Origin of the sequence: Halorientalis salina (assembly GCF_005049285.1) — an archaeon.
GTDB lineage: Archaea > Halobacteriota > Halobacteria > Halobacteriales > Haloarculaceae > Halorientalis > Halorientalis salina.
Genome location: NZ_SOSC01000013.1, coordinates 29,688 through 46,664, shown reverse-complemented (window position 1 = coordinate 46,664; position 16,977 = coordinate 29,688). Strand labels below are relative to the sequence as shown.

At 55.7% G+C, this 16,977-nt stretch carries 13 protein-coding genes; 4 read left to right on the top strand and 9 right to left on the bottom strand.

Annotated elements, in window-relative coordinates; genetic code table 11:
* Positions 1-671 precede the first annotated feature (671 nt).
* On the bottom strand, positions 672-1,574 hold the full coding sequence (locus E2481_RS16815; protein ID WP_136718321.1) for an IclR family transcriptional regulator: 903 nt from the start codon (positions 1,572-1,574) through the stop codon (positions 672-674).
* 683 nt (positions 1,575-2,257) lie between these two features.
* Between E2481_RS16815 and E2481_RS16810 the strand changes: the two genes are divergently transcribed.
* Entirely contained in the window at positions 2,258-4,207 is a 1,950-nt protein-coding gene (locus E2481_RS16810; protein WP_136718320.1) for an archaea-specific SMC-related protein, read from the top strand.
* Between the two features lie 7 nt (positions 4,208-4,214).
* Here the strand turns inward: E2481_RS16810 and rdfA are convergent, their stop codons facing one another.
* The gene (gene rdfA, locus E2481_RS16805; RefSeq protein WP_136718319.1) at positions 4,215-4,847 is read right to left on the bottom strand and encodes a rod-determining factor RdfA; all 633 of its coding nucleotides are present in this window, start codon (positions 4,845-4,847) and stop codon (positions 4,215-4,217) included.
* Positions 4,848-5,498: 651 nt separating this feature from the next.
* On the opposite strand from rdfA, the gene E2481_RS16800 reads away from it, so the two are divergent.
* Positions 5,499-5,762, top strand: coding sequence for a PAS domain-containing protein (locus E2481_RS16800; protein ID WP_136718318.1), 264 nt, complete (start codon positions 5,499-5,501; stop codon positions 5,760-5,762).
* A gap of 5 nt (positions 5,763-5,767) precedes the next feature.
* Entirely contained in the window at positions 5,768-6,484 is a 717-nt protein-coding gene (locus tag E2481_RS16795; protein ID WP_136718317.1) for a hypothetical protein, read from the top strand.
* A gap of 317 nt (positions 6,485-6,801) precedes the next feature.
* On the opposite strand, the gene E2481_RS16790 is transcribed toward E2481_RS16795, so the two are convergent.
* Positions 6,802-8,406, bottom strand: a complete 1,605-nt coding sequence (locus tag E2481_RS16790) for a methyl-accepting chemotaxis protein (protein ID WP_136718316.1) — start codon at positions 8,404-8,406, stop codon at positions 6,802-6,804.
* Positions 8,407-8,845: 439 nt separating this feature from the next.
* Between E2481_RS16790 and E2481_RS16785 the strand changes: the two genes are divergently transcribed.
* Positions 8,846-10,276: an amidase gene (locus tag E2481_RS16785; RefSeq protein WP_250137861.1), complete on the top strand. Its 1,431-nt coding sequence runs from the start codon at positions 8,846-8,848 to the stop codon at positions 10,274-10,276.
* A gap of 63 nt (positions 10,277-10,339) precedes the next feature.
* Here the strand turns inward: E2481_RS16785 and E2481_RS16780 are convergent, their stop codons facing one another.
* The 6 genes from E2481_RS16780 to E2481_RS16755 form a co-directional block, all read right to left on the bottom strand.
* Complete coding sequence (locus E2481_RS16780) at positions 10,340-11,047, bottom strand: ABC transporter ATP-binding protein (RefSeq protein WP_136718315.1); 708 nt, start codon at positions 11,045-11,047, stop codon at positions 10,340-10,342.
* Positions 11,047-11,832: an ABC transporter ATP-binding protein gene (locus E2481_RS16775; protein WP_136718314.1), complete on the bottom strand. Its 786-nt coding sequence runs from the start codon at positions 11,830-11,832 to the stop codon at positions 11,047-11,049. Before E2481_RS16775 ends, E2481_RS16780 begins: the two co-directional genes overlap by 1 nt.
* 76 nt (positions 11,833-11,908) lie before the next feature.
* Entirely contained in the window at positions 11,909-12,973 is a 1,065-nt protein-coding gene (locus E2481_RS16770) for a branched-chain amino acid ABC transporter permease (RefSeq protein ID WP_136718313.1), read from the bottom strand.
* Positions 12,966-13,832: a branched-chain amino acid ABC transporter permease gene (locus E2481_RS16765; protein WP_136718312.1), complete on the bottom strand. Its 867-nt coding sequence runs from the start codon at positions 13,830-13,832 to the stop codon at positions 12,966-12,968. The genes E2481_RS16770 and E2481_RS16765 overlap by 8 nt, the downstream gene beginning before the upstream one ends.
* 9 nt (positions 13,833-13,841) lie before the next feature.
* Positions 13,842-15,032, bottom strand: coding sequence for a substrate-binding protein (locus E2481_RS16760; RefSeq protein ID WP_136718311.1), 1,191 nt, complete (start codon positions 15,030-15,032; stop codon positions 13,842-13,844).
* 352 nt (positions 15,033-15,384) lie between these two features.
* Positions 15,385-16,881 (bottom strand): amidase, encoded by a 1,497-nt coding sequence (locus tag E2481_RS16755; RefSeq protein WP_136718310.1) that lies wholly within the window; start codon positions 16,879-16,881, stop codon positions 15,385-15,387.
* Between the last annotated feature and the right edge of the window lie 96 nt (positions 16,882-16,977).

Genomic DNA, 16,977 nt, shown 5'->3' with positions numbered 1-16,977 from the left:
ACTCACCTGGATCAGCGTCAACAGCGCTCAGCAATGCGCCGCCGGAGTGACCAGGTCTCTGAAGACCGAGTGTTCAGTCGTGAGGCCCGAGTTGACGACGAATCCGCCGAAGCTGTCGAATCGGTGAGCATCCACATACTGGACAGTCATCTGAGATTGTAGTTCAGAACGATCGGTCTAGATCCAGTCACACACAGCGTTTTATACATCATCCCCCGCCGTACCGTCTTTGACCGCCTCTGGCCATTCCCCTCTGTTGGCGTCGAGCCAGTCCTGTCGATGGCGTTCGCTGCAGAAGGCCACCTTCTGAACGCCAGGTTCCGCAAGGGGCGTCATCGCGAGCGTGAACCTGGTCGGGAGCGTCACACATTTCGGATCGTCTGGAAGATCGGTTCCACAGATAGCGCACGAATCGGGGTTCGCAATGCGCACCATAGATGATGGCATACTGCGGTCGAAAAAAGGGTTGTGGCGGTGCCCCGATTCCCCGTATCGCGATCGTTTCCCCCCTCTCGTGGTCTGTAGAGCCACTGTGAGCGTTCCGAAAGACGCAACCGGAACCCTTGCTGTCGCGACAGTTCGTCGACGGCACCGGAATGAGTTGTCGGAGCCCACTCGACACAGCTGGCGGTGGGGCGGTGATTCCGAGTCAAAAACGGACCCATCACGCATCAGGCGTGATGTTCGACGTACCGGTCCGCGAGATCGGCCGCAGCCGTCGTCATCACGTCCGGGAGGTCCTCCTCGAAGTACCGGTCGTCAATCTGATTCGATGTGCCGGAGACGCTAATAGCACCAAGCACCCTACCCTCGTGATGAACTGGCGCTGCCACGGATTGGACGCCCAGCGCGACCTCGTGCTTGCTGGTCGCGTATCCCCGTTGTCGAACCGTCGATAGCTCTTCGTGGAGTTCATCCACGTCGGTTATGGTGTACTCCGTGCGTGCGGGAAGCCCATAGTTGTCCACGATCGTGTCAATCATCTCGTCGGAGAGATGGGCCAGGATAGCTTTCCCGGCAGCAGTGCCATGAAGATCGGTTCGCTTGCTAATGCGACCGTAAGTCTGTACGACCTCGTCACCGACTGCTCGGTCGAGATAGACAGCCCGTCCGTGCTCCTCGACGACGAGCCAGGCGACTAAGGAAGTCTCGTCTGCCAGTGCGGAGAGTATCTCGTCGGCCTGCCCGGATATCGGGACGGAGTTGCGTGCTGCAGTCCCGTGGTAGAGAAATTTAAGACTCAAATGGTAGCCAGCGCCGTCATTCACGAGGTATTCGAGCGATTCCAGCGTCGAAAGGTATCCGTGGATGGTACTCTTTGCAAGGTCGAATTCTTCGGTTAACTCGCCCAGATCTGCCCCGCCGTGGTCGTGGAGATACTCGATGATCTCGAACGCGTTTCGGGCTGATTTCACCATTCGTCCGGGTTCGGATAGTGCCATGACAACATAGTACAGGGTACCTCCTGTTAGTATTTTCGTATAGTTGGGCACGAATCGTGTATTTTCTGCCCCCTCTGATACGAATATATCGAATGACTCCTTATATATAGCCCACACGGGCATGAGAGACATTAGCTACCGTGAGACAGATCCTCGATGTGAACCCGAACTAACCCGGATGAACAGTTTACAAGAACCGAACCGCGATTGTACCGCGAAGGACAGTCAACTTGCCGTATTTCGCCCCGAGCTCACCTCACGAAATTCAGCTTTTGCGCGTAAATCGGAAATATGGAACCGTATGAAATTCATAATAGAGTATACCACCGGCTAATATTTCGTGTATTCGAATATCGGGTAGTTGGTTTACGATGAGAAGGTCGCTATTAGTTCGAACATATTGAATTTTGGTGCGTGTTCTGCGGATTCAAACTGGAAGGTATTCGGGATGTGTGAACAGAGAGGGCACGAGTCAGTTCTCCGGGATCGGTGAGGTTTCGATAGCTCGGATACAGGTGGTCAGGTGCTATCGAACTGATTAACACGGCTTTCAGTGATAGCCTGTTTATTACAGTACATTTCCCCAGTAACCGATCACCTCGGACGCTGACGCACAGGAGGATGTCATGGCCGCTCACAACCGAATGGCGATCTACCTGAAGGAGTTCTTAACAGGGACTTCTTTCTACGAGTGGCTCGATGCTCGAACCCTACCCGATAAACAAGTGACGCAGACCGAGTTTATTTTGGAACAACAGGCGAAAGTCGATGACACAATAGCTAGTTATTTATTCGTTCGTTCGGACTCTCTGACTATGTCAAAGACCAATACCGCGGTTCCAGAAGCGACGATCCACGCGGAGCATATCGGCGGTATTACGCAGACGGATGTGGATATCCCGCAAGGGGTAACCATCTTGTCTGGACGGAACGCGACGAACCGGACGTCGTTTCTGCAGTCGATTATGGCGGTGATGGGGAGTAATGACGTTACACTCAAAGGCGATGCCGACGAGGGCCACGTGGAACTCACAATCGACGGCGACACGTATCGACGGACCCTCCGCCGCACGAACGGTACCATTACGTTCAACGGAGATCCGTACCTCGACGACCCCACACTCGCTGATCTCTTCGCGTTCTTGCTCGAATCGAACGAAGCCCGTCGGGCGGTCGTACAGCAGCGTGACCTGAGGGAACTCATCATGCGGCCCGTCGACACTAACGAGATCCAGGCCGAAATCGACCGGCTAGAACGCCAGCGCAACGAAATCACCGAGGAACTCGAGGAACTGGATTCGGTCAAAGAGAGGCTCCCATCCCTGGAAGAGCGCAAACACGAACTCGAAACGGAAATTGAGGCGAAACGCGAGGAACTCGCAGCAAAGGAAGACGAGATTGCGTCGGCCGATGCCGATGTCGACGAAACCCGCGAAGAAAAGCGAGAACTCGAATCCCGGCTCGAAGACCTCCGAGAACTCCGGTCCGATCTCGAATCCGTTCGATCCGACATCGACGTGCAAGAAGAGAGCATTGAATCGCTCAAACGGGAGTTAGCGGACCTCGAAACGGAACGCGGGAAATTACCCGACACGCCGATGGGTGACCACGAAGAGCTCGATCAGGAGATCTCCCGGCTTCGCGAACGCAAACTAACGCTCGAATCGGAAGTCAGTGACCTCCAGGACATCATTCAGTTCAACGAAGAGATGCTCGAAGGGGAGGACACGGCCGTCACCGACGCGCTGGCAGCCGAGGACGACCCCTACGAGGACCTGACTGATCAACTGTTGGAATCCGAGACGACGGTCTGTTGGACCTGTGGGAGCGAAGTCGAGCCCGACCGTATCGAGGACACGCTGGACACGCTCCGGACAGTCCGACAGGACCAGATGAGCGAGATCCGCGACATCGAGGACGAACTCGACGAGTTACGTGCCGACAAGCGCGAACGGGAAAAAGAGCAGCGCCGCCGTGAATCGATCGACGGCGAAATTGCAGACCTCGAAGGCGAGATCACACAGCGCGAAACGCGACTCGACGACCTCCGAGAGCAGCGCGACGAACTCAGCGAGGAGGTTGAAACAGTCGAAAAAGAGGTCGAAACTCTGGAATCCGAGGACTTCTCGGAAATACTCGACCTACACAAGGAGGCCAACCAGTTAGAGTTCGAGCTGGGCCAACTCGAGTCAGATCTCGACGATGTTACCGACCGCATCGCGGCGTTCGAGGATCGACTGGCTGACGAGGACGACCTGCGGGCAGAGCGCGAGGAGATCAACGATGCCCTCGAAGCCCAACGGACGCGCATCGACCGTATCGAACAGCAGGCCGTCGAGGAGTTCAATACCCACATGGACGAGGTGCTCGAGTTGCTCGGCTACGAGAACCTCGCGCGCATCTGGATCGAGCGCATCGAGAAAACCGTCAAGGAGGGGCGGCGCAACGTCGAGAAGACGGTATTCGAGCTCCATGTGGTGCGGACCACCGACTCCGGGGCAACCTACGAAGACACGATCGAGCACCTCTCGGAAAGCGAACGCGAGGTGACTGGACTCACCTTCGCTCTGGCGGGCTACCTGGTCCACGACGTTCACGAAACGGTACCCGTCATGCTACTGGACTCGCTGGAGGCCATCGACTCCGACCGACTCGCCGATCTCGTCTCGTACTTCTCGGACTACGTGCAGTTCCTCGTCGTCGCACTCCTGCCCGAGGACGCTCAGGCACTCTCCGACGACTACACCCGGGTGACAGAGATTTGAAATCGCGTTACTCCGACTGACAATCGCATCCACCCCGTTTTATCAATTCGACGAACTCGTACTGTGTATTGCACTCCTCGCAGTGGACACTGATATCGAGAAACAGTCGGAACTCGCCAAGTGTGATACGGTCAGCCCCGCGAAGTTGATCGAGACTCTGTTCCGCCACGGACCGCGTGCGCGATTTGAGTCGCTGGATCGTATCGATCACGCTGTCTTTGCGGTCTGCCTGATTCTTCCCCTCGTACCGGGCGTCCCGGTACTCCTTGAGGTACGAGCGAATCGCTTGGTACGTGACGAAGTCCTGCTCGAGTTTGTCGACGTCGACGTCGTGCTGTTCGAGTCGGCGGCGCGCTTCGATTCGGTTGCCACTGCTCACGTCGTCGTCGGTCAGTAATCGGTAGATGTTGGCGACTTCGCCGTCGACCGTCGACATCCCGGCATCTGTGATCGCGGCTTCGAGCAATCGCTCGTTGAATCGGTCTGCGAGCGCCCGGAGACTCTCGCGTTCGCTGCCGTCGGCCGTCCAGAGCGCTTCAAGACGGTCGCCGTACGCCTCGCCGAGGCTGTAGTCGTCGATCAAGCGGGCAACTTTGCTGTCGATCGCGGTTGACCCCTCGTCATCGTTTTCTGTAACCATCGTCTACCCTACCCTAGGAGAAATCGAGCATTAAATTCGGGGGTTCCGGAGTGGCGTCGAACACACGTCCGCACGACGGGTCTCTCAACTAGTAGTCAGCAGAAGTTTGCACCGTCCAGGAGCGTCAGCAGGCCAGTTTTCCGGCACGAAACCCCCCTCCCGAGTTCGGTGAAACCTTCCGTCTCTGCATTTCGTTTGCCATGATTTGGTCGATCGCGTGGAACAGCAATCCCGGACCACCTCGACGATGCCAAAGCTGTCGGTCCTGACTCTAGCCGAGATTGAAGCGGCTCTAGATAACAAAGTTATCAGTGTTATTCAATCACGCTGGTCGTTTCATCGGTGTCCTCTGACAGTTCGGGTGTTCTGGAGACAACTGCCGTTACTCCGGGTCCGAACCGTTGAATCGACCCATTGTGCTTCGTGACGACGCTACAGACGATTCTCAACCGACTATCGGCTCTCTCACTGGTCCGGGATGTTCGGATGGTTCCGGTCAGTTCTCGTCGATCGGGCGTTCGAGATCGTCGACGTATCGGCCAACGAGCGAAAGAATCGATCACCCGCGCACGCGAAAGACAACCCGAACTGTTCGAGATGGGAAATTAGTGACGAGATGGCAGGACGTTCCTGGTCGAAGTCCACCTGAAAGTGGTCGAGATACAGGGTACCGAGCGTGTGCTGGCGAGTGGCCGCGATGTCTCCGAGCGAAAGGAAGCCGAAACCCGCTTCCAGACTATCGTCGAACGCATCAACGCGGGAGTCATGCTCCTCCCTGAAGGCGAGGTCGAACCCGAATACCTCAATCCAGTCTCCGAGGAGTTGACCGGAATCTCGGTCGAAGAGTTGTACGACCCGAATACGTTCGTCGAACACATCCACCCCGAAGACCGGAAGGGTACATCGACGACGTGAGTGCGATGATCGACGATATACAGTCGGGTGCTGCCGACGATAGAGACGAGTTCGAGTCCCGGTTCGAGCGGCCGGACGGCCAGACGCGATGGTTCGACTGGACGGGATATCCCCTCCTCGAAGAGGACAACGCGTACTCACACGTTGGATGGACAACCGATGTGACGGAACGTCGAGACCGGCAAAAGCATCTTGAGGCCGAACGCGACCAGCGATCGGTCCTGTTCGAGAACAATCCGGACCCAGTTCTCAGAGTCGAATTCGACGAGCACGATCCGATCAGACGGGGGTCAACGGGGCGTTCGAGCGTGTGTTCGGGTTCGAGTCCGACACCGTCGTCGGTTCGGAACGACCTCGTCGGCGGTGGCCGTCGGAGCGCCTGGCAACGGACGTTGCTTCGCAACGGTGCGGGATCGGTCTGTGCAGTGCCACTCCTCTACAATAGTATCACACACGGTGTGCTCACCGTCGTTGCGGACGAGCCGGACACGTTCAGTGACCGGGAGGTGGACGTTCCCTCGCAACTGGGGACCTCTATCGGGTACGCTATCACGGCACTCGAACGCCGGCCGCGGAGGTTCAGCACTAGACCGATCCTATCGGTGAATCGCTTCACCAATCCGTATGAGTATTTCGATGAAACGCCCTCATATTTTTCGGAGATACACATCGACACTGACATACGATCGTTCTCTGCTTTGCTTTTACCTTTTATAACATGAGTATAAGACTATGCCCACAATACTGTATCCGTATAGCTGTTATTTAGCCCCATAATTACGCTTTTAAATCTCGAGTAGAGCGTCTTTTCATATGATTCCAATATTTGATTTATTATTTTCTAATACCATACCATATGGGTGAATATTGGACCTAGAAAGTAATATCTGGATCTAAACGGTACTATTATCGTCTTCTCTCGAGTCACACGGAGTACTGAGGCCGACGTTTGTTTATTGGTTGACTGAAATAGATGACACTGGATGTGCACTAGTGGTCAGGGAGTAGACGGCTAGATTCTTGGTTAACCTTGTGGTTATCATGATATTTCTTCAACCAGTTCCGCAAGATCGGTCGCTGCCTCTTCGCTGTCTCTCGCCCGTTCGATAATCGTTTCGACACTCGTAACAACCGAGTTGGTGTCGTCGATCGCGGAGTCGACGGTTGCAGTGATCTCTTCGATGCTTGCAGCCTGGTTATCATTCGCCTGTGATACTTCCGTGATACCGGTTGCTGCCTCACCGACGAGGCCTTCGATTTCTCTGAGTGCCTGCAGCGCCTTTTCGATTTGTTCATCCGCATCTGCGATCCGATCCTGGGATTTGTTCGCAGAAGCGACCGTTTCGTTGCTTTTGCGCTGAATCCGTTGCATCCGTTCTTTGATTTCGGCAGCGTGCTCGCTCGTCTCGTTTGCAAGGATTTTGACCTCGTTTGCGACGACGCTGAAGCCGCTACTGGCGTTCGAACCGCCCCCGCTGGTTGCGTCTGTCTGGGCTGCCTGAATTTGCGCATTGAGAGCGAGGATGTTCGTCTTGTCAGCGATATCTGCAATCACGTCGACGACATCGGTTATCTGGTCGATTTCGTCTTCGAGCGACGAGATATTCGAGACGAGTTCGTCACTGGCCTGCTGGACTCCTTCGACGGAGTCCTGTGCATCTACACCGGCATCGACACCCCGATCAGTTGCCTCGAGTGCATCGTTGGCTGCAGTTGCGACCTGCCCGGAGGAGGCAGCAACTTCTTCCATCGTCGCGGAATATGAGGAGAGTTCATTGGCCACATCGTCAAGGGATTTGAGCTGGTTAGTAGTCGTCTCGTCGATGTCGTCAACGGCATCCATGGTTTCGTCCATGAGGGTCGTGATATCCCCGGCCTGATTGCCGACCCGGTCGACGAGGGTCTGGAACTTGTCAGCCATCCCATTGATATCGTCTGTCAATCGGAGCAGATCGTTCTCGAGGTATTCGGATTCGACCGACTCCGCTCGTGCCGAGAGGTTCCCGTCACCGATGTCATCGAGCGTCGAGGTCACCTTGGTCACTAGTTCGTTTACTCCGTCCTGTCGGCGGACGACGTCCGTATTGTCTTCGGTAAGTTCGAGGATGTATGCCATCTCGCCGTCGTCATCGTAGAGTGGAATGGCAACGAACGAAATCTCCTTTTCCCGGCCGTCACCGGTTTTCATCGTACTGCTGTCACTCCACAGCTTGTGAGGAGAAAACGGAAACTCGTCGTCGGCGCGTTCGATATCCCACTCGTCTTCGGGTGGGCCGTCCGATTCGAGAACCTTGTCGACGAGCGTCCGGTGACGTCGGTTATCGGAGTAGGTAGCCGATGCAATGGATTCGCGACAGTCCTGTCCGATGAAGTCATCGTGGCCGGGTTCGAGATCGAGTTGGCGACACAAGGAGTCATTGTACCCGACGACGGTGTGGTCGTCTGCGATCAGGAACGCAACCATCGGCAAGAGCCCGAGGAGTTGGTGAACGTCGAGCTCGACAGTGAGATCTGAGTGAGATGGGTCGTCCCCACCCGTCGCCCGCTCGGCTCCCGACTCCACCCCACCGTCGGGGCGAATACGGGTTCGTCTACAATGGCACTGGTCCTCCGGCTGCGAAGATTTATCTGTTCCGTCCATCATCGTGTTAATTGTTCACGGCCTACTTATGACTATGGGCAATCTAGTTCCTCGAGACCTTCCTGGCTTTGAACGCGATCAGATAGTCGGTTCGAGCGTGGATTTTTTGAAGTGGCGTATATCGAGAGGGCAGTTCATACGTGCACACGATCAGTCCGTCGACTGCAAGCCGGAGGGGCGAGATGTGCTCCGAGTTTCGCCCGGTGTATTAATTTCCCGACAATAACAGCAGTGTCCCGGAACGACAGTGCTCACGGTCGCTCCAGGGATAGTTGTCGTAGATACCGAAACTGTTGATTACGGCTTCGTGAACGGTTTCGACACCTCGTCGTGCCGAATCCGTTCACGTGAGTATAGCCAAGAGTATGAGTCTCTGTGCTCGAACGGATGCGATGCTTGGTGGGTGATACTATTATATATCTGCTTCGAGAACTCACCATCGATGTCTCTGACACACATGACTGCTGCCGGAATCGCGAGACGGACTCGCGACGGGAGCGTCTCTCCGGTCGCTGTCGTTGAAGCCCATCTCGACCGCATTACCGAACGAAACGATCGGACGAACGGCTTCGTCACGGTCACCGAGGAGTTGGCGCGTAAAACAGCCAGAGAGGCTGAACGGGCCGTTGAGGACGGGGAAACGCTCGGCCCACTCCATGGGGTGCCAGTCGCGATCAAAGACCTCCACGATGTTGCCGGGGTCCGTACCACGTCCGGTTCGCTCCTGTTTGAGGACGACATCGCTGACGAGGACGCTCCGTACGTGTCTCGATTGAAAGCGGCAGGAGCGATCATCGTTGGAAAGACCAATACGCCCGAATTTGGTCTTGGAACGACCACGGACAATCGAATTGTCGGTCCAGCTGGCACCCCGTTCGATCCCGACCGTGTCTCTGGTGGGTCCTCGGGTGGTGCCGCAGCAGCGCTTGGCGATTCACTGGTACCGGTTGCGCCGGGTTCGGATGTTGGCGGTTCGATCCGTGTTCCGGCGAGTTTCTGTGGTGTCTACGGACTCAAGCCAACGTTTGGCGTGGTTCCAAACGTTGACCGACCGGACGCGTTCTCCAACCACACACCCTTTGCACACATCGGACCGATGGCTCGAACCGTCGAAGACGCCGCGCTGACGCTCGACGTGATGGCGGGCCAACACTCACGAGATCCGTTCTCTATCCCCGCTCAGAACAACTATCGTGACGGCGTCGACCGTCACATCGACGAGATGAAGATAGCGTACAGTCCAGACCTGGGTATCTATCCCGTCGAAACCCCCGTACGGGAGACACTTGACGATGCGATCTCGGCTCTCGACCGAGCAGGCGCACTTGTCGATGCAGTGGATCCCGGTTTCACGCACGACGCCGAAGAGATACTCGACGCCTACTACACGATGGTGACCGCCCGATGGCAGGCATTGTTCAGTCGACTGGAAGAGCGGGGCTTCGAACCACGCGGTGCGGACCGCGACCGTCTCCGCCCGTATCTCGTGGACCTCGTAATGAACGCCGACGAACCAACGCCACAGGAGCAGAGACACGCCAACCACGTACGAACGACAGTGCTCGACGACCTGCAGGATTGCTTTGAAGAGTACGATATCGTCGTCTCGGCAACGGTTGGAACGACGGCGTTTCCACATGGAGAGGAACCCTCGGAGATAGATGGCGTTGATATCGACCCGCTCCGTGGCTGGGTGCTCACACAGCCGTACAACTTTACGGGACACCCCGCCGCATCGATCCCGGCCGGGTTTGTCGATGGTCTTCCGGTTGGGATGCAGATTGCCGGTCGCCGCCATGCTGACCACGATGTTATCGCTGCCAGTGCCGCCTTCGAGCGTCGGCGACCGTGGTCCGATCAGTACCCCCGCTAGTGAGGAGACGTGGTGAATCCACAGGTACCGAGAACGGAGGCGGAACCCAAATGCAGCAATCGATTACGTCTCGTGGACGCCAAGATACTTTTCGAGTCTCTCCTCGTCGTCGCGCAATTCATTCGTTGAACCGTCCATTACGATCTGCCCGTCAGCCATGATATATGCGTGCGAGGAGATATCGAGTGCGAACTTCGTATTCTGCTCGACAACGAGTATGGTCATTCCCTCCTCGGCAATCGTTTCGATCGCCCTGCCAACGTCCTCGATAATTTGTGGCGCAAGCCCTTCGCTTGGTTCGTCGAGGAGCAACAGTCGTGGGTTCTGTCGAAGCGCGCGCCCGATTGCCAGCATTTGCTGTTCACCACCGCTTAAATTCCTGCCCTTCGAGTCCTGCAGTTCCTCTAGTTTGGGGAAATACCCGTAGATTTCGGCGATAGACCGCTCATCGTCAGTGTCGACGAGTGGAACCCGGAGGTTTTCGCTAACCGTCAGATCTGGGAAGATGCCTCGATCTTCAGGCACAAGGCTGATTCCTTGTTTGTAGGTCTCGTGTGGCTCGAAGCCCGAGATATCCAGTGAATCGAACGAGACTGTCCCTCTGTCCGGGCTGATGACGCCGACGATCGACCGAAGTGTCGTCGTCTTCCCAACACCGTTTCGTCCCAACAGAGAGACGACAGTGCCCTCTTCGATCGTGAGCGAGACCCCGTTGATGACGTTCCCGCCCCCGTACCCCGCGTGGACGTCTGAGAGTTCGAGTAACACCATCAGTATGACCCCATGTACGCGTCTTGCACGGTTTCGTCATCAGTGATATACGACGGCGTTCCCTGCGAGATTACCTCGCCTCTGTTCAACACCGTTATTCGGTCGGAGTATTCGAGCACGAGGTCGACGTTGTGTTCGATCAGGAGCACCGTCCGTTCTCGACTCGTTTTCGAGATGAACTCCATGAGTGATTCGGAATCCGCATGAGAGACACCGCTCGTCGGTTCGTCGAGGAGCAGCAGGTCAGGGTCGACACTAAGGGACATCAGGAGCTCCAGTTTCTTTTTGTTCCCGTGAGAGAGGTTCTCGGTTGCCTGCCCCGGGTCAGCGTCGAATTTGATCTGCTCAAGGACCTCATGGGCCCTGCGTTCGTGCGCTGGATCCGTCTTCTTCAGCGGGTTGAACGACTGGTTCTGAGCCTGGACGGCTAACCGGAGGTTCTCGAGCACTGTTAGCCCCGGGAACAGTTGGGGGGTCTGGAACGCCCGACTGATGCCCCGTTGAACGCGTTCGTAGTCTTTCAATCCCGTTATCTCATCACCATCGAACACGACCCGTCCCTCACTTTCGGGTAACGTTCCCGCAAGCATATTGAACAGTGTCGTTTTCCCTGCGCCATTTGGCCCGATGATCGAGTGGAACTCTCCTCGCGGGATCGAGAGATTCACGTCGTTGACGGCAACCAGCGATCCGAATTGCCGTGTCAAGTTTTCCGTCCGTAACAACACAGGTTCAGCGGATTCAGCCGTGTTCGTTCCCTCTGAAGCGGTTTCTGCTGTCGTCATAGTACTGCACCTCCATCTGATTCTGCCGTTCTATCGGTACAGACACGTATCGGCGGTTTCGGTGGTGAGACGTCTGTCATGTTTCCTCCAAGTACCGGTTCAGCTTCTGTTCGGCGAGACTGAACACGCCGACAACTCCTGCCGGGAATACCAGCACGATAGCAACGAGAAGCAGTCCAAGTCCCAGAACCCACGTGTTCAGAAACAGCCCACTGAACATATTCTCGGCCAGGTACAGAGCGGTCGCCCCGATAACCGGACCGATTAGTGTGCCACGTCCACCGACCAGTACCCAGATGAGCACTTCGGTCGAGAGGGCGAAGCCCAGGAGAGGTGGGGAGATAAACCCGGAGTACGCCGCATAGAGTGCCCCTGCAAAGCCAGCTATTCCGGTCGACAGACCGAACACGAGCGTTTTGTATTTTACAGGATCGTATCCCAGTGACGAAACTTTGGTTTCGTTCTCGTTAATTCCGGCCAGTGTGGTACCGAACGGTGACTGAACGATGCGTTTTCCAACGAGGTACACACCAACCAGCGCAACGAGCGCCACGAAATAGAACAGTTCGTACGGGAGGCGATACGTCATAATGCCGGGTATCTCGATCCCGAGTAGAGGAATACCTGTCAACCCGTTCGATCCACCAGTAATATCACTCAAAATGAGTGCTGCCTGGCTTGCAACGATGGCCAGGGCCAACGTAATGATGGTGAAATACTCCTCACTGATTCCGCGGGAGAACAACACACCCGCGACGACTAGCCCAACCAGAGCCGGACCGAGAAATGCGATAAGGAGACCAAGTAGTCCAATACTCGGCAGGGACAGTTCGGTTGTGATCACTCCCATGAGATACGCACCGAGCCCAAAGAACGCCGCGTGACCGAACGTAAGAATGCCGGCGTAGCCCCAGACGAGATCGACCGAGATAGCGAATATCGCATACAAAAATGCGACTGCCAGTAGCCCGATAAAGTACCCAGTGAAGATCGCTGGGGCAGCGAGTAATACGAGTAAACTGGTACCGAGAAGTAGCTTCTTGGCATCAGTTTGTAGCCGTCCAATCGATAACTGCATCGACCCGTCAGCTACTGAGAGCTCAACCGGTCCGATCGCGAGATTCCTGTTGTTATTACTCATGCCATGCCTCCGGAACAATTCCCTGTGGACGGATGATCATCGCAACAATGACAAAGACGAAGACGATCGTCTGTGCCAGAACGGGAGAGATGATGAACGTCATAACGTTCGTCGACCCTGCAACGATGAGGCTCCCGGGTACGACGGCGATTAGCGCACCTGTTCCGCCGAGAATAACTGCAAAGAACGATTCGAGCAGATACGTTACTCCCATCGTGGGGTCAACGGTGGTAATCGGTGCGATTGCCGCACCACCAAGCCCTGCAAGGGCGGCCCCACTGGCAAACGAATACTGATACATGCGTGTTTTGTTCAATCCCTGTAAGCTCGCCGCATCCGGGTCCTGAATCACTGCGCGAAGTCGGACACCGATATCGGTCGATTTGAAGAACGCAAATACTGCAACCAGGATCGCGAGACAGAAGCCAATAAGGAACAAGCGGTATGTCGGATACACGGTAACGCCCAGATCCACACTACCGCGGAGCGGGTTGCTAACTGATTTGCTCGTCGTACCGAAGGCTAACTTGACGAGTTCAACGAGTGCCAGCGAGATACCCCATGTTGCCAGAATCGTATCAAGCAGCCGATCATAGAGATATCTGATGACGAACCGTTCGATGAGCGCCCCGATTAGACCAACGATGATCGGTGCGAGGACGAGTCCGACCCAGAAACTGAGTCCCAGTTTTGCCGGTACCATCCACACTACGTACGCACCAACGGTGAGGAACGCTCCATGTGCTAGGTTGATAACCCCCATAAATCCAAAAATAATCGCCAGCCCGAGTGCGACGAGCGATAGCGCTAACGCCGCACTCAGGGCATTCAGGAGGAGTGTTATTGCTATTTCAGCCATGGTTCTGTGTTAGATGTCGTCGCAGTCACCGGTCGGTGACACGGGATCGAAGCTCTTGACGATGTCGTACTTCTGGTCGCTATTTACCTGCCCGAGGAACGTCCCTACAGTCATCTGATTGTCCGACTCGATTATCGTTTCACCCATAATCGAGTTTGTAGAAGCACCTTGGAGTCCCTGTTTGATATCCTCAGGTGAACTCCCGCCGGATCGATCGACAGCGTCCTCGAGGAGTTTGATAGCGTTGTATGCTGGGCCAGTGAAATAGTTGACAAGCGCATCGTCCCCGTGTTTGTCACGGTACTTGCTGATGAATTCGGTGTTCGAATCGTTTTCGATGCCTTCCAAATACGCATGGCAGGAGTAGACACCCTCAGTCGCTTCGGGTGATGCACCCTGGAGAACGCCTTGTCCGTGTGCGAGGCCAACCTGCGCAAACTGGTCACGAATCCCCTGTTCTTGCATCTGGCTCTGCATTGCCGCTGGACCGCCACCAGTGATAGTCATGAACAGCACGTCGGGATCTTCCTGTTCGATTCGGGGAATAATCGAGCTGAAATCGGTCGTGTCCAGTGAGACGTATTCCTCTCCGATGATCTCTCCACCGCCGTCATCGACTGCCTGCTTGACTGCCTCATTCGTTTGCTTTGGCCAGCTGTAGTCATCCCCGAGGAGATAGAATGAGTCCCCGTGTTCCTCGATCAGCCACGGAACGAACGGCTCTATCTTCTGCGATGGAATGTCTCCTAGTTGAAACATCCATTCACTGCAGTAATCATCTGCCGCAGGCCCTTCGTACTGGCTCGCGTACAACGACGGAACCTGCAAGCGTTCCAACGCTGATGAAACCGCGACTCGGTTAGCGCTACTAATCGGACCCATGAGGACATTGGCACCCTCGTTCGAGACGAGTCGATCCGCCATATCCCGAGACGTTTGCGGGTCAACCTGATTGTCTTCGACAACGAGCTCGACGTCCTTTCCGTCGAGTCCACCGTTATCGTTAATCTCCGAAATAGCGATCTCCGCGGCTCGTACCTGCGTGTTTCCGTACGGCTCCCATCCTTCGCTCAGTGGAAGGTTTGCTCCGATCGTGAGGGTCTCACTACCGCTGGCTCCAAGGCATCCAGCAAGTCCAGTTACAGTCAAGCCACCAGTTGCTTGCAGCACACGACGCCGATTGATGTAAGTATCACTCATGCGACTACGTCGCCAAGACACAGTATTGATATAAAGATTCACTGTCTAGGGATAATGTTGCCGGAAGGTCCGTCAGTTCGAGTCTATGAGGCGGTTTAGAACTGTCCATAGTTAACAGGTATCGGGTCGAAGTGGCCAAGCACTCGATTTTCCCTGAATAATCATACTAGTCTCATACAATATGGTTCCCAAACCAGACACGGTCTAGTCACGCTACGGGGGAAACCACGGACCCCGAGTGGCCAGTACGAGACTCGGCGAAGATACAGTTGACCGTTGGTAAATAAGGAGAGTCGAAACACAGTACAGGAACAGCTGATGGCGTGGACACTCCAAATGCGACGTTACGTCGTCACCGACCTTCAACTGCGTGAGCTGCGTTTAGTACGGTTGCATCGTCGAATGCTCGACCAGTGAGCATTAAGCCGGCTGGGAGGTCACCGACTGATCCCGCGGGAACGCTGACCGATGGATGGCCAGTCATGTTGAACGCACTCGTGTTCGCCAGGTTCGTCCAGGCGTCTCCGATGAACTCGATCGTATCCTGATCCGGTTTCCACTCGTGGGCAGTCATCGGTGTCGTGGGCATCGCGATGAGGTCGTACCCTTCCAGAATCCCATCGTACGCTTCGGTTAGCTCGTTCCGGAGGTTCATCGCCTTCGCATAGTACGCGGAACAGTACTCGTCACTCGCATACGCCCCGAGAAGGAGTGTGAACTTAACTGTCGGTGGGAACTGTCCCCCTTTCTCACGGCGAAGACGGCCGAACTCTCGTGCCCAGTCGGTGTTGTACCATCCTTTCCAGTTGTGGCCAAGGCCCTCTCCGCGGAACGCTGCCAGGAACCCTTCCGCGAGCGACACCGAATAGATGTCCGCAGCGTCGTCGTGGATCGGGAGTGAGACGTTCTCAACAGTTGCTCCCAGGTCCTCGAGTTGGTCCAGTGTCGCCCTTACCCGATCGTTCACTGCTGGATCGCATTCGGGCTGGTCGAATCCCTCCTCGAGCACCGCAATGTCGAGTTCCTCGACGTTCCCATCGAGTTCTGACGCGTAATCGCGTGTTGGGACAGTGTTCGGTTGCCGTGGATCACGGGAGTCGCTCCCAGCGAGTACCGTCAACGTCTCGGCAACGGTTTCGACATCTCTCCCTATCGGTCCCGCATGGTCCACAGTGTTATCGATTCCGACACACCCAGTGTACGGGACGAGTCCATGGGTTGGCTTATGACCGACGACGCCAGTCCAAGATGCCGGAGCACGGATACTCCCCCCCTGGTCGCTTCCGATAGCGACCCTGACTTCCTCTCTGGCGACCGCTATCGCGCTTCCACCGCTGGAGCCCCCAGACAGATGCTCGGGGGCATGTGGGTTCAGCGTCGGACCGAAGGCACTAGAGTGACCGTTCCCGCTAAACGCCATGTCGTCGAGATTGGTTTTTCCAACGATCGTGGCACCCGCCGAAAGGAGCCGCGAAACCAGTGTCGCATCAGTCTCGGGGACGTATCCCTCGACAACGTTGGAGCCACAGGTCATTTCGACACCACCGACTCCGATATTGTCTTTGACTGCGATGTCCCACCCGGCTAGTCGCCCGTCGTTACACTCTGAAATATTACAGCGTGTGATCCAGGCGTTGTAGGGGTCGTTCGCTACGACGCGCTCTCCCCCATCACGGTCCTGGGCCATCGATTCGGCCGTGTCGTCCTCATACGTCGCGACCGTCTCGTAGGAACTGAGAGCGTCCGTTATCAGTTCCACGTGGTCGGTGATTTCCTGATCGTCGAGATGCAGGGACAGTTCCGCACCAAGTTTGGCAAGTTGTTCTTCTGAGGGGGGTTGAAAACCCATGTCAGGTAGGTATCTCAATAGAACTTTATTCTTTTGTTGATTTTTTAATAGTAGTGGTGATTGAAAACGTGGACAGACGAACCAACGATTCGACAG